We start from the raw sequence: 21793 nt of genomic DNA on the forward strand, positions 1-21793 counted from the left end.
AATTTAAATCCCGAAGCTTGCAGCTAAAGTACCCATAATCATCGCCCAACCATCCACCATAACAAACAACATAATCTTAAATGGTAAGGAAATAATAACAGGAGACAGCATCATCATACCCATTGCCATCAAAACACTGGCCACAACCATATCCACAATAAGAAATGGGATAAAAATCATAAAACCAATTTGAAACGCCGTTTTCAATTCACTAGTCACAAACGCAGGCATCAAAATCGTAAAGGGCAAGGTCTCCATGGACTGAATTGTCCCTTCACGCCCTGCTAATTTCACAAAAAGCGCAATATCGTCTTCTCGTGTTTGAGCCAGCATAAAATCTCTAATAGGAGCGGAAGCTGCTTCGACTGCTTGCCCCGATGTTATTTCTTCGCTTAGATAAGGCTGCAAAGCCACCTCATTCACTTTATCCAAAGTGGGCGTCATAATAAATAAGGTAAGAAAAAGCGCCATACCGAGCATTATCTGGTTAGACGGTGTTTGCTGAAGACCTATTGCTTGCCTAAGAATCGCCAGAACAACAATAATTCGGGTAAATGAAGTCATCATCATTAGAGCCGCCGGCAAAAGCGTCAAGGCAGTCATGATGAATAAAATTTGCAGCGAAACCGTATAGTCCTGACTACCATCTGCGTTGGTCACCACTTTCACAGCAGGCAAGCCAACTTCAGCCAATGACACCCCTGGAATCAACAAGATCAGTAGCACTAGAAAACGAATCACCTTACACACCCTCATTAGGATCACTTCTTTCCCTGCTCACTTCTTCCATAACGGAAGCAAATGCCCCTTCTTTTAGAGGAAAGCTTTTTAAGTGAGAAATATTGTGTGCAGTGACACCAATCAGAATTCGCTCCCCCTCAACCTCAATAAGCATTAGTTTCTCTTTTGTACCAAGAGACTGAGCATTCACTATTTTGATATCCGATTGCCCAAACTTCATTTGAGCTAATTGAAAGCGCTTCATCACCCACAGACAAACAGGAATAAACGCGATAATAAAAACAAGAGAAACAACCATTTTCCATACAGACGAAGTCATAGAAATATCCTGCACTTCTGTTGCCTGTAAACAAGGAACGGCCATACTAAATATGGCCGCAATGAGATATCTACTAACAAAGAAGGAATTCAATAGCGCTACTTCAATCGTCTAATGCGCTCACTAGGGCTTACAACGTCGGTTAAGCGAATACCATATTTATCATTCACTACAACGACTTCCCCGTGCGCAATTAATGTTCCATTTACCAATACATCCAACGGCTCACCTGCAAAACGATCCAACTCAACAACAGAACCTTGGGTCAGCTGCATTAAATTACGAATGGCTATCTCTGTATTACCTAATTCCATAGAAAGGACCACAGGAATATCCATAATAAGATCGAGGTCAGAGCCTAAACCATTACCGGAAACCTGTGGACTGGAAAGTGTTTCTAATTGAACCGGCTCAGCGTCTTGCTCATTCATAGCCGACGCCCATTCATCTTCTAGGCCGTCACTTCCTTCTGTTTCACCAGCTTCCGACATTGCAGCGGCCCACTCGTCCGCTAAATCTTCATCCATTCCTGCTTGATCTGGAGATTCTTCTGCCATGTTATTTCGTTACCTTAGTCGGTTTAAAACTTTCAACCATTTGAACTGAGTAATGGTCATTACTAACACCTAACTTCCCTTTGAAAGTAGGCACATTATTCGCTCGAACCGTGACAAACTCGGGCATTTCTATCGGTATAATATCACCCGCCTTAAACTTCAACACGTCACCTAACGCAATCTTTCGCTTAGCAATATTAACGGACAAGTTAACATCAATATCTTTCACGTCTTGCTCAAGTGATTTACCCCAGCGGTCATCTTTTTCATCCACATCACTCTGTACACCTGCATCTAATAGCTCTCGCACAGGCTCAATCATTGCATATGGAAGAGTGATATGTAACTCACCACCTCCACCGTCCAATTCAATATGGAATGTTGAAACAACCACCACTTCACTTGGGCTAACAATATTCGCCATTGCTGGATTTACTTCTGAACTAATGTACTCTAAATCTAATTTTAGCACGGGCGCCCAAGCTTCCGTTAAATCGATAAACACTTGTTCCAACATAAGCTGAACAATACGAATTTCTGTTGGCGTAAACTCTCGCCCTTCGATTTTAGCGTGACGGCCGTCACCACCAAAAAAGTTGTCCACCAGTTTAAACACTAGCTTCGCATCTAATATAAATAACGCAGTGCTTCTTAAAGGCCTAAACTTAACCAAATTTAAACTAGTTGGTACGTACAATGTGTGAACGTATTCACCAAACTTCATAATCTGAAGACCACCGGACGATACGTCAGCAGTACGACGAAGCATGTTAAACAAACTAATCCGTGTATAACGAGCGAAGCGTTCGTTTATCATCTCCAATGTGGGCATGCGCCCACGAACAATCCGCTCTTGACTTGTGACGTCATAAGAAGCCACACCATTGGCATCTTTATTATCATCTTCTGAAGGCTTTTCATCAGCTCCATGCAAAAGAGCATCTATTTCATCCTGCGATAATAAATCTTGAGCGGACATAATTCTTACTGCATCACAAAGTTAGTGAATAAAACATTATCAATGCCACCTAAGCCAGTTTCCTGCTCAAGGATTCCATTGATCACATCAATCGAAGCTTGCTTCAAGGCTATTTTCCCTTGCTCTGTTTGTAGCTCAACAAATGACTGACTAGAGAAAAGTAAAACCAAACTATTTCGTATCAAAGGCATATGAAGCGTTACAGCATCTATTTGCTTAGTTCTTTTTGACTTTACTGTCATACTTAACTGCACATAACGCTGCCTACCATCAACCATAAAATCAATTGTAAAAGCTGGGTCTAGTGATAAATATATAGAAGGCGCTTTGGCTAGCATTTCTTCTTCGGACATCTCTGGCTCGCCACTTCCACTAAACAGTAAAAAATATGCAGCCGCTCCTCCACCCAACAAAACAATAAGAGCAATAATAATAATCAGCTTTTTCTTGCCCCCTGACTTTTCATTTTCGCCACCAATATCTAATCCGTCGTCATCAGCCATCTTTACAAACCTTAGATATATTAAATTCTGCTCATTAAACACACAGAATGCGTTTCATTTATTTAAAGCACTCTATTCTACAAAGAATCAAACACAGTACCATCAATTTATTTGCACTTTAAGCGTAATAGTCGACACCTGTTGCGGTAACATAAGACATATTTCTTGAAATAAGTTCGTCGTCTATTTCTTCCTGAGCTGCAAGCTCAGTTTGATTAGAAGTACTATCTTGTTCGGAATCTCTTCGCATACCGGAGGTATCTTGCTGAGAAACATCAACATCGGCACGACTCAAATCCATACCTTGCTGAGCCAGCATATCTCGCAGGCGGTTCATTTGACCTTCTAATAGTTCTCTCGCTTGGGGTGTAGCTGCAATAAAGCTCACTTGCGTATTGGAATCATTATCGACTGATATTTTAACCGTCAAACTACCTAGCTCTGGTGGATCCAATCTAATATGAGCAGTATGCCCCCCGTCACGAGCAACCCAAGCCACTTTCTGACTCATTTCACTTGCCCAACTTGGATGCTGAGGCGGGACATTCATTGTTAAATTTGCTTGAGGCGCAATAGTCGAAACAGCCCCAGTCGATACAGCACGCACAGAACTTGTCGAATTATTTAAATTGCTGACACCTTCTTCAATTACTTTACCATCAATCTGCCCAGACATTCGACTAAACATAGCTTCTTGCTCTTTTTTACGCAGCTCAACTGGCTCATCAATTAGGATCAAGTCATCAAGCAGCAGAGTATCAGAGGAATCTGTTAAGTCTGCATCTGTGAGATCAAAACCTTCTGTTCCAAGTTCTGGATCCCCATCCAATGAAACACTTGCTGGTGCTGCTCCGCGCCCCAAGCTAGCACCTAGTAGTGCAGGAGCGGCCAGACTTTCTTGACTTCTTTCACCAGTTGCAGAGCTTGTACGTGCATTCATTTGAGACAAAACCCAAGACAATTGACTATCATCTTCAAGAGGCAATTCAACTTCCAGCCCTTCTGAGTCACCCCAAACTAACTCATTATCTTTATTTACAGGCTTAACACCCTGAGATAAAGGTGTTAGAACCAGTTTTTCCGGATCAAGAGCCTCAACTGGTTTCTCACTTTGCGATAAAAAAACAGAAGCCTGTACAGGCTCACCTTTCTGTAAGTCTGCCTTAAAATCACTTCCTTCTATATTCTGGAAGTTTGATAGATCCAAGTCCGTTCTTGGAAGATCAGAGAGTTGCATCTCCTCTAAATCACTGACTTGAGTTTCTACAATATCGATATGAGCATCCATATCAATTAACACTTTTTCATCAAGTACTTCTTTGGCCCCAGCCTCTAACTCAAGTGAACTTAAAGATGACAAAGATGAAGGTTCAACTTCCAACTCAAGTGAACTTAAAGATGACAAAGATGAAGGTTCAACTTCCAACTCAAATAAACTTAAAGATGACAAAGATGCAGGCTCAACTTCTTTTTCAGAATCATTCAATTTAGTAGGAGAAACATCGCCTTCTGGCTGCAAAACTTTGCCGTCTTCTTTTGCTACAACAGCACCAGAAGAACCTTCTTTCAAAGCAACCTCAGATTGCTCAATAGGTTTTGTTGCTGCATGACTTTCATCGGATAAAGCGTACTCTTTGAGAGCTTGCTTATCTGCGAGCCTTTCATTTTCGGGGTCAAACGCTACTTTTGCTTTTTTGAAGTCATCTTCAAAAGCCGCTCCGTTATCTGAAGCTAGTAGAGGTGATTTTGAGGTTTTTGGCAATACACCTGATGACAAAGATAACATCGTATTTGAATCTGTTCGCATAATTTCCTCCAACTATAAAAGAGACTATGCAATAGCAAGGCCAACCTGACGTTACACCTCTATGCTCCAGTGGTAGTGGGCAGATACAGCTCGACCACCTTTCGAAAACTCAAGTTTCTGACAGAGTTGATCTAACAAGGCAAGTCCACGGTTATAGAGTAGCTCTGTATTCGAAATGTCGTAATTCAACCTTGAAAAGTCGAACCCCTCACCGCTATCTTCAACATACAAAGTAAGAACACGGTCATTTTTATCTGACGCAACCTTCACTGATATTTTAACAAACCCTTCTTTCAATGCTGCCAAATTGCGTTCTCTCTCTTCATAATAAAGAGAGAAACCATCACTAGAATGCTTTTTTGTTGAGCTTAATTTTAAAACACCATGCTCAAGTGCATTAGAATACAGCTCAGAAAGTATCATAAAAATTTGACCGGAATAACGGCTCAACCCAGGAACTGTCGTAATAATTTGCAAAACATAAGGCAAAGGGTCTGTATTACGAAGAGAATCCGCATTCAAAACATACTCAAATGAAAAATCGGCTGGCGCCTCATCGTGACTTTGAGGCGTATCATAAATAAGTGAATCTATACCAATATTTGAATCTAAGCGAACACCAAGACATGAAATATCATCATGCGGGTTATCCAATACACCCTCTTTATGTAACTGACTCGAAAGCCAATTCATTGAATCAGAAGCCTGAACTTCTCCATCATAAAGGGGCTGAAGTACAGAATTACAAAACATATTGCCAGCAGAATCGAATGCCTCATAAACACCGTCAGAAAAAGCCAACAAACGATCACCAGGAACAAAAGAAGCCAGATCAATTTGACACTCAAACACATCGGGCGAAAGAACACCCAGAGGTAGGTTTTTAGACGTCAGCCTTTTCGGAACTTGTGCATTCTCAGAGAAAAATAGCAAGTCAGGCAAACCACCATTCCAAACTTCAATGCTTTTGTTATTGACTTTAATATCAATGAAAGCAGCACTACAAAACACATTCGATGGCAATACACTTTTTAAGCGTGCGTTGATTTCAGGAATAATCTGGCGCATCAAAAAGCCTTTCTTCGTCCAATCGAAAAAGATATCAGCAAGAGGCAAAGCTCCGATCGCTGCAGACAAACCATGACCAGTAAAATCACCTAACAACAAATGCATCCCACCATTTGGCTTATAAGCGGCCAAAATAACATCACCGTTAAATGTGTTTGTACCATAATGAATAATAGACAGCGCAGCGTCTTTTAAGTAATTAGAGTTTGTTATGTTTTCATATACAACTTTGGCGACCTCTTGTTCATGAAGCAGTTTTTCATTGTAATGCGCTAACTCATCACGCTGCTCTTCAAGCGTTTTTTGCATTACCAACAATCGAACAATAGCATTCAGCTTTGCTGTAATGAGGGCTGGACTATAAGGTTTAGAGATGAAATCGGTACCACCGATATTCAAACAATTAGACAGTGCAACCGGATCAGCCACACCAGATAAGAAAACGATGGGAACAAATTTATCACCCGCCATCTCTTGAATCTCTAAGGCAACCTCCCAACCATTCTTATGGGGCATTTTAATGTCTAAACACACCAACTGAATTGCCTCTGGATCGAATTTATCAACGGCATCTTGCCCATCGACAGCCACAATAACATTATGTCCGAACTGGTTTAAAATAGCCTTTAATAAAACCCTATCCGTTGGGTTGTCATCCACCACCAAGATGGTTAAAAATTGCTCCATAAAAGCTACTCAGCAATTTCAAAAAGGCGATGAAAGTTTGCAATTTTCAAAATATCCACAACCGCTCCCTTTGCATTAATCAAACGCACACACCCTTGATCACCACCAGCATGATCTCTGAGTAAGAGCAGCATACCAAGCGCAGAACTGTCCAAGTAATCTACCTTAGCCAAATCCACATCGTAGGAATTAACATTTTCAGTTACCGCGAATGCCTCTTTGAACATTTTGAGGTAAGTGTAATCGAAACGACCTTTTACGTGGATTTTTAAACGCCCCGCATTTTCATCAAAAAAACTTTCAACCACAACTTATACCTCGAGTTACAATTAGACCTATAGATCATCATAATCATTAGATAGTCTATAAGACTCATCCTCTAATGCATTAGCAGGCATTTTCGTGATTAACTCATGAAGTTTTTCAATAATTTCGTTAACAGATTCTCTCGCTCTATCCAACCTTGCCAAACCAACACTTCGGTCAGTCCCTAACAAAGACAGAGTAGAATCGAGCGTTGCTTTCATACCTTCAATTTGGTTTTGAACCTTACTAATATCGTGTTCTAAATCTACAGAAAACCTACGGCGAACTTTTTCGCTTTCACCCTCTGTCGCAGACAGGCTATATAAAACGCCAGATCTAACCTCATTTAAGCAACGATCAACATCAGCCAACAAAAAAGCGTCCGAGGACAAATCTTTTTCGACCAAGGCTAAACGTTGAAGCACCAATTCATAACCAAGTATCAACGAATCTCGAATTTGCCCGGACAACCAAGCTATTTCATTGAGTCCGACTTCAACCTTATCTGAAGGTTCAGCCGTCACGACAACGTCATTATTACTCATTACATTGTGGTTGCTTTTTTCGTCAATTAGGGATGCTATTTGTTGTAGTTTAGTAATTTTTCCAAATGGCTTTGTGTGCAAACACACATTTTCGACACTATCAAAAAGCGTAGTGACATTTTGACGTACGACTTCTAAAGACTGGGAAAATGTCATATAAGGAGATTCCGCTCTTAAAACTCGAACAGGGACATCCCATACGTCTTGCTCCATCAACTTTAAGCTATGATGCAATACTTGAAGCTCTGACAATTCAGATTTTGGCTGAATCGATATAATACAAGATTGATTACTTTTTTCTGATTCGGAATCCATTTCAAGCTCTAGACGCTGAACTTTTAAGCCGTACATTCCATCAGACAACTTCAATGTTAAATCCTCATCTTGCATAAGGATAGAATCAAGCACTCGCTCACCTACTGCTTCATCCAGACCAGAATCTATCCCCAACACAGATTCAAACAGAGTAATATTTTTAAACCACAACCCCTCAGCACCAGCGCTTAACCATGTGATATCGCCTTCTTTATTGGTAATAAAAAAAGCATCATTTACCTTCGATAAAGCAGCATCCACAATAGATAAATACTCTTCTTTATCATTAAGGTCATAACTTTTAGAAACCAATTCGTTATCAATCACATGACTTAAATCTGTCAATTCATCAACCAGATTACGAGGAGGATAAATCGCAGCATGACCGTGCTTATGGTGGTCTAAGGTACAATGCACACCGGCAAAACCTGAGCGTAGCTGACGGACAAAGTCGGTAGCCGACAAAATAGCAACAAGAGCAAGCAGCACAAAAGCAGCCACCATCCACCAAATTAACTGCTCCATAAACACTTTCTGCTGATAACCTGACTCTAAGTGAACTTTCAACAAAGCATTATTCAGCTCTTCTAAAACAGCCAAAGCTTCATAAATAGAGGCTTTGTTTTCTTGCGTTAATAAGAAGTCAGCTTGATTCTCTAGGTTCAATTCATCCAATAAAGCCAACGATCCCGAAACGTCAACGGCAGAATACAAACCAAAATCTAAAACCCCCTGCTCTATCGAATCATATTCACTTATTAGAATCTGTTGAAGCTGCTCTGAAGAAGAACCAACCTCAGCTACAAAACCGTTCTCCTCCGATAGCAGCAGTTCATACCAATACTCTTTGGCACTATAAGTAACATCCAAAAACGCGTAAATTTCTTTCTGCTGATTATTCTGCTCATTCAGCTTCATATCAATGTGGAAATACAATCCAGACAAAGCCAGCAGCGCAATAAATATAAAACTCACAATATTTTTTTGTAAGCGCCCAACAAGCTCTTTTCTTGGGTATTTAGAGGACAATGTATATGGTGTACTCATAATTAACAGTCACTTTTCAGAGGTAATGAAGATGGCCACAACCCGTCAATAGAGGATAAAAGGTTTGCCTTATCAATAATGACAACACCACTCTGTGTTGAAGTAATAAAATTCTTTTGGCCGCCTGAATACATTTTATTTAGATCGTTCATATCTTATAATATTTTACTCCATTGACAGGATTATAGCGGTCAAACAGTCGTACCATCCATCCAATCAAGAATAGCAGAAAATGCACATCTCTCTGCTCTATCAAGCGAAAAATCACCAATTTAATCGGCAGCCATGATTCACTCTCAAAACCTAAATAGAAAAAAGGCGTTCGATAAAAGCCTAGAGCTGACACAAGATCCACCTCAATCATATAATATTAGCAAAAGCACACTCTACATAATAACCATCTTTAGGCTCAGACTTAAGCAAACTATTAGTAACCAAAGAATAAGAAAACCGTCTTATGTCTATCAACCAAGACTCTATATACGGCAATCCACCTTGCCCTAGCCAAATATTTTTGGTCCAAAACTTTTGCACGTTAAACAAAGAGCAAACACCCTCAACTTCCTGAACCTTACAGTAAAGCAAAGCGAAACATTGTCCTATTTGCCCCCTCTTAATCGCTTCGTTTTAATACAAAAAAGGTAAATAATCACGCTCTAAAAACAAGGTAAACTAAACGTCTCACAACGACCAACAATCTCATAAAAAACACCACCGTACCGTATAGGTAAAACAACATCATCTTTTTCATCTTCGTATAGTCGAGCATCTATACTATTAACAATAGGAGCCAACAGACTGACCTTTTTTATACTTATTGTTTACGATGTAAACAATAAGCCAAATACTCGCCAACTAAAAATTTAGGCATTTCTGAACTTAGAACAGCACTATAATCAGAATATGTAACATCTGCTTTTCCATCACTATTCAAAGAACATAAAAAAGCCCAAACAGGACGATCGAGAAATAAACAGGAGAAAGCTGCAAAACTCTATCTAAACCAAACTGAAGCCCAACAAACACTTGAAGCGGGCATCAGTAGCCGATAAAAAGACAACATGATAGTCAGAAGAATAAGGAGAACCAGACAACAAAAGACCGTCTACAGCGGCAAAAAAGGTGAATCGAGATTGAAAACTTCTTAAAAATCATTAAGTTGAGCTTCTAATTGAAAAAATCAAGGAAGCGTCAAAATATTCTAAACCAACCTGAGACATACAAGCATATTCATAAAATGCAGCTTTCACACCAGTAATAAACGAGCACCTATCAATAAAGCCGTTACCCAGACATGGCGTGTTTTGTATTAAAAATAACTAAGAGCGATCTAAGAAACGGCGCATCGCAAACTCATCACTTTGACGCTGCTCTTGCTTCACCTCGACCATTAACTCAGCCTTATGATTTTTCTCTTTCAACCAGTCCATGCTTTTTGTATTGGCTCTTGCTTGCAACCAACCACGCATGCTCATATCAGCTTGCTGTTCAGCACGACCAATGGTCGCTTCTTGCTGTAAAATGGCCTGTTGAACACGGTCAACAAAGTGTTGATAGTTAGTGGTTAAATAAGCACCTAAGCCGAGTAAGTTCCGCTCTGATTCATATTGACCTGCGTATTCTTTTAGCTCATCTAGCTTTTGTACGTCTTGCTCAACTTTTGCCTTATCACGAGCTAATTGCTGAGCCGCAGCATCTTCTTTACGTTTTGCAAGATCCACCAAAATTTGCATACGATGCGACTTCTTCATGCTCATAATCCATCAAATGATTGACTAAATAGTAGACCGCTTTAAGCGCTTTCGTCTACTGCTCTTTCGTCATAGCGGTAACTAAAGCTTCTAAACTCTGGTCTATAGTAAAACTCTCAGTCAAAGTTTGCTGAAGGAAGCTCCGTATTTCAGGCATCTGGATAATGGCCTGATCTAAATCAGGATCACTTCCTTTCGCATATGCCCCAACCGAAATTAAATCTTGATTCTGCTGGAACTTAGAATAAAGCTGCTTAACTCTCATTGCGCCATACAGGTGATCTTCACTGACTATTTGAGGCATAGCACGAGAAATAGATGCCTCTATATCAATCGCTGGATAATGCCCTTCTTCAGCTAAACGACGGGAAAGAACAATGTGTCCATCAAGAATAGCGCGAGAAGCATCGGCAATAGGGTCTTGTTGATCGTCACCTTCAGTTAATACTGTATAAAAAGCGGTAACAGAGCCGCTTCCGTCACGCCCATTACCGGCTCGCTCAACAAGTTGAGGCAACTTTGAAAATACGGAAGGTGGATAGCCTTTCGTGGCTGGAGGCTCTCCTACAGACAGTGCTATTTCACGCTGCGCCTGCGCATAACGAGTCAGAGAATCCATAAGCAAAAGTACATTTTTACCTTGATCTCGGTAGTATTCAGCAATACGCGTTGCCAACATTGCTGCACGCAAGCGCATCAATGCAGAATCATCGGCTGGTGAAGCGACAACAACAGAACGCGCTAAACCTTCTTCACCTAAGATCTGATCGATAAATTCTTTCACTTCTCGACCACGCTCGCCAATTAGGCCAACAACCGTAACATCCGCTTCGGTAAAGCGTGTCATCATGCCCAGAAGCATACTTTTACCAACGCCACTACCAGCAAAAAGCCCCAAACGCTGTCCTTTGCCAACTGTCAGCAAACTGTTAATGGTTTTAATACCAACATCTAACGGTTCATGAATAGGTTTACGCTGAAGTGGGTTAATAACATCGCCATGCAAGCTAACAGCATCTGAAGTTTTTATTGGCCCTTTTCCATCCAGAGGTTTACCTAAGCCATTCACAACTCGTCCTAACAGTTCATCCCCAACGGGCATTTTACTGTCTTCTAGTAGCGGCCGGACTCGGGCTCCAGGAGAAATACCTTCAATCGCTTCAGTTGGCATGAGATAGGTTAAATCGCCTGTAAAACCGACAACCTCGGACTCAACCCAGCGATTCCGACCAACTTGAACAGAGCAGCGATCACCAAGCGCGACAACACACCCAACAGCCTCCATAGTAAGACCGATCATACGAGTCACTTTACCTTCTCGTTGAGGCAATAGCGGATCTATTGAAACACTATTCAGTTTGCTTAAACGCTCGGCTAAAGTAGACACAATTAATTATTTTCAGATAGGGAAAGTTGGCGAAGTTCATCAAACACAGATTCTAAACGCTGCTCCACTCGGCCATCTATATGAAAAGTTTTAGAGTCAACAACGAAGCTTCCACTGATTAAGGTGTCATCTATATCAATCTGACAAGTCAGTCGTTCTTTAACACCTAAAGAGTCGAGAGCCGAAACGTCATCTGGATGCAAAAGAATGCGAATGCGCCCTTCGTACTCTCCGATTTCATCAAATACACGTGATAACTGTTCTTTTAGAGTCTGATGACCATCTTGACTTAACTTTGAAAGACATACATTTTCTATCATTCTCTCCATAGATTGATATAACAAGGCTTCAACCGCACCGCGACTGTCTTCTAGTGGTCGAGTGATTTCCTTAACAAGTTCAGCCAAAAGAATCTCAGCAGAAGCGAATTGAGATTGCGCATCAAGCTTAGCTTTGTCTCTTCCTTCCTCAATGCCAACAGTCAAGCCCTCTTCATGGCCTTTTTCAAAACCATTCACTTCTCCCTTGGAGAAACCGTCATCATAGCCTTTTTGATGACCTTCCTCTTCACCTTGAATAAAACCTTCCTCATAAGCGGCGGAACGGATTTCTTCTAATTGAGAGGCAGTTAAAGGCTCGTACACCAGAGAGTCTTGATCAACTTCTTCTGTCATTACAACAGCGTCTTTTTGCACTAAGATCGCAGGTCCAGAATTCACTGGAGCATCATGATCTAGATGAGGCAGTTCCCATCGCTCATAAGCGGTTAGTTTACGCTCAGGCTTATCATTATCTTGATCCGACATAAGCTAACTAAACCATCTTCTCGCCACCGCCACCTAGAGCAATTTCTCCGTTATCTGCAAGGCGTCTGGCAACAGCTAATATTTCTTTTTGAGCGACCTCAACTTCACTAACACGAACAGGACCTTTGGATTCCAAATCGTCTTTCAGCATATCGGCAGCACGAGAAGACATATTTTTGAAAATTTTCTCTTGCATATCTGGGTCTGCTCCCTTCAATGCTAAAATCAATGTTTCCGACTCTACTTCACGAAGAATAACCTGAATACCACGATCATCAACTTCTGATAAGTTATCAAATACAAACATCAAATCTTGAATTGTATTAGCTAAATCTTCATCAACATCTCGGATAGACTCCATGAGCTCAGACTCTACTGTACTATCAATAAAGTTCATAATATTGGCTGCTGTGCGAATACCACCAATAGTGGTAGATTGAGTAGATTGATTACCAGAGAACTGACGCTCCAGTATATCATTCAACTCCTTCAATGCTGCTGGCTGAACCGTTTCTAGGGCAGAAACACGCAACACAATATCTAAACGAACGCGTTCATCAAAGTTTGCTAAGATGTCCGCTGCTTGATCTGGATCTAGATAGGAAATAACAATAGCTTGAATCTGAGGGTGCTCATAACGAATCACATCAGCGACAGCGCGAGACTCCATCCACTTTAGAGTATCCAAACCTGTGGTGTTCCCGCCCAATAAAATCCTGTCTATTAAACTACCTGCTTTTTCTTCACCAAGAGCCTCTCTTAACATGTTCCGAATATAGCCATCGGCCCCTAACCCTAAACCGGTTTGATCTCCTACTAACACTAGAAAATCATCTAAAACTTTTTCGACTTGATGCCGCTGCACATTAGCCAATTGCGACATGGTCTGACCTATTTTTTGAACTTCTTTTGGCCCCATATGCTTCAGAATTTGTGCAGCGTCAGATTCACCTAACGACATAAGAAGCACTGCCGCTTTTTCAACTGAACTTAATTCGCCTTGACCTGTACTACTCATTTATTTTTCCATAACCCATTGTTTAACAACTTGCGCCACACGCTCCGGTTCTTCCGCTATCAAACCGCGGATTGCGTTTAGCTGTCGTTCAATTTTTTCAGGAGAGCCTGGCACTAATATGTCTTCTGCACTAACCAAGGATACCTGATCATCAGCAATTTCGTCTGTTTCGTCAGAGAAAATAGCCGCTTCCGTATCATCTGCCACAGCGATTTTATTCTGTTCGTTAAGCGCTTTCAGAATTGGGCGGACCACAACCAATAAAAGTATTAAAATAAATATTCCAACCAATGTCGGTTGCAATAGGTTCAAGAACCAAGTTTGTTGATAGAAAGGAATTTCTGTTTCTGGTTCAACTGGGTCAGGCACTGCAAAAGGTGAGTTAATCACACTAACACTGTCACCACGAGAAGGATCATAACCAACTGCATCTCGGACCAATAAAGTTAAACGCCCCAACTCATCATCACTCCAAGGAGTACGAATTAAAGCGGATGCTTCAGAATCTAGACTCACCAAATCATCAACTACAACCGCAACCGATAATCGTCTAACCGTTCCCTGTTGACGCTTGGTGTAACTAATACTTCTGTCTAACTCAAAGTTACGCGTTGTTTCTTCACGAGATTGAGCATTGGCCGGATTACTTCCGCCAATAGGTGCGCCATTTTCATCTACAGCTTCTGGAATAGACACAGCACCAGGAGGCTGATTCGTTAAAGCACCAGGAATACCGCTGGTATTCGCACCATTACGATTCTCTCTTAATGTTTGTTCGCTACGCAAAGCCAGCAAATCAGGGTTATATTGCTCATCTGTCTTCTCAATTGCAGTGAAGTCAACATCGGCAGACACTTCGGCCTTAAAACGCCCTTGACCAATCACAGGACCAAGTATGTTATTAACACGCTGTAGAAGAACATCTTCCACTCTACGAGTGTATTCAAACTGCTTACCTGCAACAGACAGTTCCGAATCAACATCTTTCTCTGTTAATAAAGTACCACGCTGATCCACAACCGTGACATCTTTATCACTCAGTTGCGAGATACTAGAAGCAACAAGATTAACAATTGCTTCGACCTGACTTCGATCTAAACGCCTTCCAGGGTAAAGCTCTAAAAATACAGAGGCAGAAGGCTTACGAGTATCTCGAACAAACACAGATTCTTTAGGGATAGCCAAGTGCACACGAGCACTTTTGATACTTTGAAGACTGGTAATTGTACGGCTTAGCTCCCCTTCTAAACCTCGTCGATACCGAGTGGTTTCAACGAACTGGGAAGTCCCTAAACTTTGCTCTTGATCCATAATTTCCATGCCAACAATGTTGTCGGAAACGATACCTGAACCAGCTAATTTAAGACGTGCTTGATGGTAGAAATCAGATTCAACGAGTAAAGCACCCGTGTTTTCATCTAACTTGAAAGGAATATTATTTGTACTGAGAAGCTCAACGATTTGATCTGCATTGTAATCAGTAATACTACTTAAGACTGGCTTGTACTCTGGACCGTTACTCCAAAGAACCGCCGATAAACCTATTGCTATAGAGGCCGCCAATCCGACCATTAATGCAAGCTGACGAATCACTGTCAGCTTATTAAAGCCTGTAACCAACTCTAAATAGAGTTTTTGTTCTGACTGTTCTGCAGGGACATTATCCATTAAAAAGCGCCAAGCGGTTTATAAATGCCTATATCGGCATATTCATGATTTTTTCGTACGCATCGACAAGTTTATTACGCACCTGCGTCATAGCTTCAAATGACACACTTGATTTTTGCAGGCCAATCATAACTTGAGGCAAATCAACCCCTTCGTCACCACGTTCATACGATTGAGCTAACTGGGTTGCATCTTTTTGCAGTGTGTTCACATTGTTCACTGCGTTTTTTAGCATCTCAGCAAAATCAGCACGTTCTACTGCCTGAACCCCTTCGACCTCACCAACATTTGCAATATTAGAGGCAGGAGAATTCGGCGCACGAACTTGCGATTGCATTTCCCGCATTTGGGACAACACTTGATTAATGTCTGGTCGACCAGTAACCATGCTACTCACCTAAAAAACTACATCTACACAATTTAACACAGATTCGTTCAACTTTTATGATTAGTTAAGCTTAGCATAAAGTTAATTGAAACAAGATACAAAAATCAATCCACGTCTATGCCGCTTTCGCGCATTTTTGCAATTTTATAACGCAAGGTTCGAGGACTAATGCCCAGCTTGTCAGCAACCACCTTACGCTTACCGTTTGCATCAATTAAAGCTTGAGCAATAATACGAAATTCGTGCTGTTGTACACCTTTACCCAGAATAGAAGCAACGCTGTCTTTTTCTTCCTCAACTTCTGGGCTAGAAGGCGACAAACTCATCATATCAAAAGCGATGTGCTCCTCACTAATTTGGGCATTTGGGCTCAATATAAGCGCACGCTGGATGACGTTATCAAGTTCTCGCACATTGCCAGGCCAGGGATGTGACTCTAATTTGCTCTGCGCCGATGGTTTAAAAGCCGCTGACGCAATACGCATCTTAGCGGCATGCTTAGCTAACAAATGCTGCGCAATGGGTAGTATGTCTCCCTTACGCTCACGAATTGGCGACCAACGAAGAGGAAAAACATTCAATCGATAATATAGATCTTCCCTAAAACCACCTTCACGCACGTAATCTGCTAAGTCTCGGTTTGTGGTAGCAAGAATACGGACATCAAGAGGAATCGCTTTTTTTCCACCTAAACGCTCCACTTCCTGCTCTTGCAAAACCCGTAACAGCTTAGCCTGCAAGCCAACATCCATTTCAGTAATTTCATCTAGCAGCAAAGTACCGCCATTGGCTTGCTCAAATTTACCTGCTTGTGAAGAAACCGCTCCGGTGTAAGCGCCTTTTTCATAACCAAACAAGATTGCTTCCAGCATATTTTCAGGTATCGCTGCACAGTTAATCGCCACAAAAGGTGCATTAGATCGATTCGATTCTTGATGAATATAATGCGCCAACACTTCTTTACCAGTACCACTTTCGCCACAAACTAATACTGTTGAATCTGTAACAGCAACGCGTTTTGCAAGTTCAAGCAATGCCACACTGGAAGGGTCTTGTGCAATTGGTTGGCTATTAGAAGAAGAGGACGATTTAATCGTATATTTGGCAATCGCACTCAGCAATTCTTCTTCTTTGAATGGCTTCAATAAATAATCGACCGCGCCATCTCGCATAGCTTCTACTGCATGAGCAATATCGCCATAGGCGGTCATAAGCATAATAGGCAACTCAGGATAAGTATCGACCACATGATGAAGCAGCCCATAACCATCCATGCCAGGTAAATTCACATCTGATACAACCATATCAAACGGATTATGCTTCAGAGCAAGCACAGCTTCTTCGGCACTATAAACCATTTTACATTGGTAACTGGCCAGCATAAGCGTATCTTCTAATGCCTCTGCCAACCCTTTATCATCTTCCACTATCAATAAACGAACATCAGACATGCTATACCCTTACAAGAGGAAGTGTCAGACTGGCTGTTGTTCCAGCCCCCTCTATACTGTCTATTTCAAATTTTCCATGATGAGCCCTTGCTATGGCTTTCACCACCATAAGACCCAATCCAGTTCCATGCTGCTTTGTTGTAACAAAGCCTTCTTGCACATATTCCAAATGTTCTTTCGACATTCCCACACCGCGATCTTTAAACATCAGCGTTAGGTTGCCCTTCTGACTACGCCACCCCAACTTAACAGTCGAGCCTTCTGACTGAGCATCAATGGCATTATTTAGCAAATTCAACAAAGCACCCAATAAGGTCTCTTTATTACATTGAATATAATCTGTATCAGGGAATTCTTCACCACTGACCTCGAAAAGCATATTTTTCTGTTCTGTGATTTCTTGGCAATGATCTGCCAACTCTGAAATAAAGAGATTAGCACTTACGGTTTCATCTAATTTAATTTCACTACGAGAAAAAATCAGCATATCACGGATTTGCTTCTCTATATTAGATAATCGATCTACCAATTTATTAGCGAAGGTTTGACGCATCACAGAGGCAAGTTCTGGCTTTTGCAAATGCCCCGCGTACAAAGTGGCCGAAGAGAGAGGCGTCCTAATCTGGTGAGCCAGTGCCGCAACCATTTTTCCCATATTAGACAAACGCTCATGATGATTAAGTTTCTTCTGCAGCAAATAAGCTTCCGTTAGATCAACCAAAATCACCAACTGACCTGGCACATTTCCCAGTGAAGCCGTCTCTACTTTCACTCGTCGCCCTGTCACCATACTCACATCATGTCCGTCATCTTCTTGAGGCCGAAAACTTAAAGGTACAATCGATGCCCAAGACTTTCCAACCAAAGAAAGTTCGAATAAGCGCTCTGCAACAGGGTTTGCCATTACAACCATCCCTTCTTCGCTTAGCAGCAAAACCCCAACAGGCATAGACTCAAACAATTGCTGGAATTGCAAAACTAAAATACGGTTTTTATCTTGTTCTTCTCGCTTTGCTTGCTCTGCACTCTCTAACTGAGAAGACAACCGAGTAACTTCTTGCTGAAGATCTAAATAAGATTTCGCCAAAATATCCGAAGATTCAGTAAATGCTTTGAAAGCGGCTTTTAATTCCGCTATTTCCTCATCTTTAGTCACTAAAACTCCGACTTATCAATATTATATCGACGCATTTTTTCGATCAGCGTGGTTCTCTGTATTTGCAGGTTTTGAGCCGCCTTAGAAACCACACCTTGAGTAGAAACCAAAGCCTGACGAATCAGCAAGGCCTCCAAATGACGTACATGTAAATTCAAATTCACGCCAGAGGCTTGCGGAAAAGTATGCAACTGCTTAATGCTTTTAAGGATGGAAGAAAGCGCCTGAGAACGCCAAGGCAAAGGCGCAAGCCAGACGTTGCAGTCACCAAATACTTCCATAGAATGACTTAGAGAGATAATTGGCAGCATTTCATCCAACTCAAAAGACTGAACCTCCTCGCCTAGAACAACAAAATCCGGCAATTGAAAGGCAGTTAAAGATGTGCTGTGCTCAACACCGATAAAAGTTAAGATGCTTGAAACACTCGCGTACTCATTTTCATCTAAACCACACAACCAAGCATTCACAACATCACCCCAGCGTTAAACAAAATCAATCATTCCCATCTACGTTATAACTATAATGCGTTTACATCTCTAACTTTCAAGTTTTATTGAGAATTATTATAACGCCAAAAATAATTTATCGAACTGATTTTGCGAGACTTTCTCGTCCTCACACCAAGATAAAGCCTCTAATAGCGGAGCCGAAAGCATGGCCTTAAGGGTTTCTAAATTCTCATCATAATATGGCATTTTCTCGGGCCCTGTGTTTGCAACCCAACCAGCGAGAGGCAACCCATCCCTTGCAATAGATTCTGCTGTCAAAATTGCATGATTAAAACAACCTAGTTTCATATTAACAACAAGAATCACAGGAAAACCAAGCAGCTTTGCTACGTCAGACAATAACTCTCGATCATTTAAAGGAACACGCCATCCACCAGCACCTTCCACCAAAGCAAACTCATGGGGAGTTAACAAAGCACCTTTAATAAAGCCTTCTAAACGAGAAGCCGTGATCAATCTATTTTCTTGCATCGCTGCAATATGAGGCGCAATTGGTTGTGCAAAAACGACTGGGTTCACTTGCTCATATGGCAACGCTACACTGCTCGCTTGTTGAATCAATAAGCCATCTTCATTACGCAAAGCACCGTCCACTTTTTGGGCCTCTGTTGCAATGGGCTTAAGCCCCAGAGATCTCACACCTGCTCGCTTAGCAGCGGCCAACAATCCTGCAGTTACAAAGGTTTTGCCTGCATCTGTATCCGTGCCGGTTACAAAAAAACGTTTTTTCACACATTACTCCTGACAATTCATAGACTTACGGGCAATAACAAACACCACCTGATAACTTAACGGAATACCTGCCCCCTCTCTTTGCGCTTCGTATTGATGTAAAAATGCTTTCCATTTGGCAGGAAAAGTAACACATGAGCATTTGACGAAATCAGACTCGCACCTACTTTTTTTAAAGAGTGCATCGCACCCTCTGCCGTCTCAAATAGCATAGCGATACAAGACTTTTCAGAAGATATTCGCTCAAACCCATCAGCCTCAGGATAACCAAGTAAAGACGTTTCAGACATATATTCATAAACATGCTTTCGCTCACCCAAGTTCTGCCATGCTCGATCAACCTCAAGCATAAAACTTTTTAATAAGGTCGAAAAAATCAAAAAAACACCTGGTTGAGTCACACAATAAAGCTCATGAAATAAATCTCTTGGATTCAAACACCACTGAATAGCCAAACTTGAGAAACCACAATCAAAAATGTTTGGAGAGAAAGGCAAAGCCTCGCATCTGCACAAACATAATGGATCTTTGGTACATGTGAGGATCGCGCATTAGCCACTCCCAACACTTGCCGAGAAAAATCTAAAGCAACACACGAAATAGACGTTAGTCGGTTAATTAATTGCTCTAAGGCTTATCCAGTCCCTGCATCCAGGTCCAAAACTCTATCTACGGATTCAACAGGCAATTGCGATAGCATTTTTTGAAAATCGACATAAGTGTCGTAAAACAAAGAAGCACGATCAAAACGCTTAGCTAATTGCCGTTTGTAGCTAAACGGAGAAACATCATAATTGGTTAGCATCTATAAAGTTTTCTATATGACGCACACAGGTTTCTTCGTCTTCAAGAAAGGGCTGATGTGCACAGTTAGGTAACACAACAGATTGCTGCAGAGGATTTGCATCCACTTGCTGCTCTAAGTTCTGCACAGAAACCAAAGCATCCTTACCGCCGAATATATGCAAGTTAGGTAAATCTAGAATCGACAGTTCACGACGAACATCAAGAGATTTTAATAACCTAAGACCTCCGATTAACGCGGCACGATTAAGCATTTTTATCGGTAAAAAAGAATGTAATTGCTTAATAAGAGCACGTTCATCTTCCGCACCCTTCGTTTGTAAAACAACAAAACGCTTAAGTCCTTGTTCTGGTGAGTTTTCTATCAAGGAGGAAAAAGCACCGAAGTCATCTAAGGACATAGCATTTGGGTAGTTATCTCGAATCACAAAGCTAGGAGCCGCCGATAAAGTAATCAATCCATGCACACAACTAGAACGGCGAGCCGCCACATAAGTAGAAACCATTCCACCAAGAGACCAACCAATCCACCAGGATCTTTTCGGCGCCACTTCAATCAGCTGCTCTGTTAACGCATCGATATCATAATTTGGGCCAATGCGAGAGCGGCTTATCCATTGCTCGTCCAGTGAAATACCAGGTAAATTAGCTAAAACAACATAAAAACGCTGACTTAAACGTTGCGCAAAAGCATGCATAACTTCTTTCGGCATAGCCCATCCAGACACAATAAAAATAGCCTGATGGGTTGGATCTCCAAATGCTTCTGTTTCAATACGTGCGCGCATGCAATCCCTCTATTCTTCTGATGTTAAAATCTGTTCGAGTGAATCACATAATAACACTAAATCTCCATCTGAGTGATCTGCACTTAAGGTAATTCTTAAGCGCGCGCTACCAACAGGCACAGTCGGCGGACGAATAGCGACACACCATATTCTAAGTTGGCGTAAACGCTCGATGGTTTCTAGCGTCAACCCATTATCAACAATGATAATCGGCTGGATCGCAGTGTCAGATGGCATTAATCGAATCAGAAGAGCCTGCATTCTTTGGCGGAAATATTGAATATGGCGAGCCAACTTATCTCGTCTCTCTTGCTCTTCATCGATTGAATAATTTTCAGAGAAGCTAAAGTGGCACACGCTATCGCAGGAGATATGGAAGTAGTGTAAACATAAGGTCTCGCAAACTGCGTCAAATAATCAGCATAATCATGAGACATCGCGGCAAAAGCACCGGAAGC

Annotated in this window: 24 protein-coding genes; all 24 read right to left on the reverse strand. The window is 41.4% G+C overall.

What is annotated here, in order from left to right; genetic code table 11:
* Window positions 1-3 precede the first annotated feature (3 nt).
* The 24 genes from fliP to ABFY09_RS01800 all read right to left on the reverse strand — a co-directional run bounded on the left by fliP (window position 4) and on the right by ABFY09_RS01800 (window position 21772).
* The gene (fliP, locus tag ABFY09_RS01685; protein ID WP_347982564.1) at window positions 4-741 is read right to left on the reverse strand and encodes a flagellar type III secretion system pore protein FliP; all 738 of its coding nucleotides are present in this window, start codon (window positions 739-741) and stop codon (window positions 4-6) included.
* A 1-nt stretch (window position 742) separates the two neighbouring features.
* The gene (fliO, locus tag ABFY09_RS01690; protein WP_347982565.1) at window positions 743-1060 is read right to left on the reverse strand and encodes a flagellar biosynthetic protein FliO; all 318 of its coding nucleotides are present in this window, start codon (window positions 1058-1060) and stop codon (window positions 743-745) included.
* Between the two features lie 98 nt (window positions 1061-1158).
* The gene (gene fliN, locus ABFY09_RS01695; RefSeq protein ID WP_347982566.1) at window positions 1159-1617 is read right to left on the reverse strand and encodes a flagellar motor switch protein FliN; all 459 of its coding nucleotides are present in this window, start codon (window positions 1615-1617) and stop codon (window positions 1159-1161) included.
* A 1-nt stretch (window position 1618) separates the two neighbouring features.
* Window positions 1619-2596, reverse strand: a complete 978-nt coding sequence (gene fliM / locus ABFY09_RS01700; RefSeq protein ID WP_347982567.1) for a flagellar motor switch protein FliM — start codon at window positions 2594-2596, stop codon at window positions 1619-1621.
* Between the two features lie 5 nt (window positions 2597-2601).
* Window positions 2602-3099 carry a flagellar basal body-associated FliL family protein gene (locus tag ABFY09_RS01705; protein ID WP_347982568.1) on the reverse strand — a complete coding sequence of 166 codons (498 nt, stop codon included), beginning with the start codon at window positions 3097-3099 and terminating at the stop codon, window positions 2602-2604.
* A 118-nt stretch (window positions 3100-3217) separates the two neighbouring features.
* The gene (locus ABFY09_RS01710) at window positions 3218-4906 is read right to left on the reverse strand and encodes a flagellar hook-length control protein FliK (RefSeq protein WP_347982569.1); all 1689 of its coding nucleotides are present in this window, start codon (window positions 4904-4906) and stop codon (window positions 3218-3220) included.
* A 51-nt stretch (window positions 4907-4957) separates the two neighbouring features.
* Complete coding sequence (locus ABFY09_RS01715) at window positions 4958-6661, reverse strand: SpoIIE family protein phosphatase (RefSeq protein ID WP_347982570.1); 1704 nt, start codon at window positions 6659-6661, stop codon at window positions 4958-4960.
* Between the two features lie 5 nt (window positions 6662-6666).
* Window positions 6667-6969, reverse strand: coding sequence for an STAS domain-containing protein (locus ABFY09_RS01720; RefSeq protein ID WP_347982571.1), 303 nt, complete (start codon window positions 6967-6969; stop codon window positions 6667-6669).
* A gap of 27 nt (window positions 6970-6996) precedes the next feature.
* The gene (locus ABFY09_RS01725; RefSeq protein ID WP_347982572.1) at window positions 6997-8874 is read right to left on the reverse strand and encodes a hypothetical protein; all 1878 of its coding nucleotides are present in this window, start codon (window positions 8872-8874) and stop codon (window positions 6997-6999) included.
* Between the two features lie 1319 nt (window positions 8875-10193).
* A complete protein-coding gene (gene fliJ, locus ABFY09_RS01730; RefSeq protein WP_347982573.1) occupies window positions 10194-10625 on the reverse strand; it encodes a flagellar export protein FliJ in 432 nt (143 codons plus the stop codon).
* A 55-nt stretch (window positions 10626-10680) separates the two neighbouring features.
* On the reverse strand, window positions 10681-12012 hold the full coding sequence (gene fliI, locus ABFY09_RS01735) for a flagellar protein export ATPase FliI (protein WP_347982574.1): 1332 nt from the start codon (window positions 12010-12012) through the stop codon (window positions 10681-10683).
* A gap of 2 nt (window positions 12013-12014) precedes the next feature.
* Window positions 12015-12818: a FliH/SctL family protein gene (locus ABFY09_RS01740; RefSeq protein WP_347982575.1), complete on the reverse strand. Its 804-nt coding sequence runs from the start codon at window positions 12816-12818 to the stop codon at window positions 12015-12017.
* A 7-nt stretch (window positions 12819-12825) separates the two neighbouring features.
* On the reverse strand, window positions 12826-13836 hold the full coding sequence (gene fliG / locus ABFY09_RS01745; protein WP_347982576.1) for a flagellar motor switch protein FliG: 1011 nt from the start codon (window positions 13834-13836) through the stop codon (window positions 12826-12828).
* Window positions 13837-15504 (reverse strand): flagellar basal-body MS-ring/collar protein FliF, encoded by a 1668-nt coding sequence (fliF, locus tag ABFY09_RS01750; RefSeq protein ID WP_347982577.1) that lies wholly within the window; start codon window positions 15502-15504, stop codon window positions 13837-13839. It abuts the gene before it with no gap.
* A gap of 28 nt (window positions 15505-15532) precedes the next feature.
* Complete coding sequence (gene fliE, locus ABFY09_RS01755) at window positions 15533-15892, reverse strand: flagellar hook-basal body complex protein FliE (RefSeq protein ID WP_347982578.1); 360 nt, start codon at window positions 15890-15892, stop codon at window positions 15533-15535.
* A 104-nt stretch (window positions 15893-15996) separates the two neighbouring features.
* On the reverse strand, window positions 15997-17343 hold the full coding sequence (locus tag ABFY09_RS01760) for a sigma-54 dependent transcriptional regulator (protein ID WP_347982579.1): 1347 nt from the start codon (window positions 17341-17343) through the stop codon (window positions 15997-15999).
* 1 nt (window position 17344) lies between these two features.
* Window positions 17345-18499, reverse strand: a complete 1155-nt coding sequence (locus ABFY09_RS01765; protein ID WP_347982580.1) for an ATP-binding protein — start codon at window positions 18497-18499, stop codon at window positions 17345-17347.
* Window positions 18499-18969, reverse strand: coding sequence for a helix-turn-helix domain-containing protein (locus ABFY09_RS01770; protein WP_347982581.1), 471 nt, complete (start codon window positions 18967-18969; stop codon window positions 18499-18501). The genes ABFY09_RS01765 and ABFY09_RS01770 overlap by 1 nt, the downstream gene beginning before the upstream one ends.
* A gap of 96 nt (window positions 18970-19065) precedes the next feature.
* On the reverse strand, window positions 19066-19743 hold the full coding sequence (gene bioD / locus ABFY09_RS01775; protein WP_347982582.1) for a dethiobiotin synthase: 678 nt from the start codon (window positions 19741-19743) through the stop codon (window positions 19066-19068).
* A 56-nt stretch (window positions 19744-19799) separates the two neighbouring features.
* On the reverse strand, window positions 19800-20240 hold the full coding sequence (locus ABFY09_RS01780) for a hypothetical protein (protein WP_347982583.1): 441 nt from the start codon (window positions 20238-20240) through the stop codon (window positions 19800-19802).
* A gap of 137 nt (window positions 20241-20377) precedes the next feature.
* The gene (locus tag ABFY09_RS01785; protein ID WP_347982584.1) at window positions 20378-20548 is read right to left on the reverse strand and encodes a hypothetical protein; all 171 of its coding nucleotides are present in this window, start codon (window positions 20546-20548) and stop codon (window positions 20378-20380) included.
* Window positions 20532-21335 carry an alpha/beta fold hydrolase gene (locus tag ABFY09_RS01790; protein WP_347982585.1) on the reverse strand — a complete coding sequence of 268 codons (804 nt, stop codon included), beginning with the start codon at window positions 21333-21335 and terminating at the stop codon, window positions 20532-20534. Before ABFY09_RS01790 ends, ABFY09_RS01785 begins: the two co-directional genes overlap by 17 nt.
* Before the next feature lie 9 nt (window positions 21336-21344).
* The gene (locus ABFY09_RS01795; protein ID WP_347982796.1) at window positions 21345-21596 is read right to left on the reverse strand and encodes an aminotransferase class I/II-fold pyridoxal phosphate-dependent enzyme; all 252 of its coding nucleotides are present in this window, start codon (window positions 21594-21596) and stop codon (window positions 21345-21347) included.
* Window positions 21581-21772: a hypothetical protein gene (locus ABFY09_RS01800; protein WP_347982797.1), complete on the reverse strand. Its 192-nt coding sequence runs from the start codon at window positions 21770-21772 to the stop codon at window positions 21581-21583. The genes ABFY09_RS01795 and ABFY09_RS01800 overlap by 16 nt, the downstream gene beginning before the upstream one ends.
* Window positions 21773-21793: the final 21 nt, after the last annotated feature.

The organism is Marinomonas sp. 5E14-1 (assembly GCF_039939215.1).
Lineage (GTDB): Bacteria > Pseudomonadota > Gammaproteobacteria > Pseudomonadales > Marinomonadaceae > Marinomonas.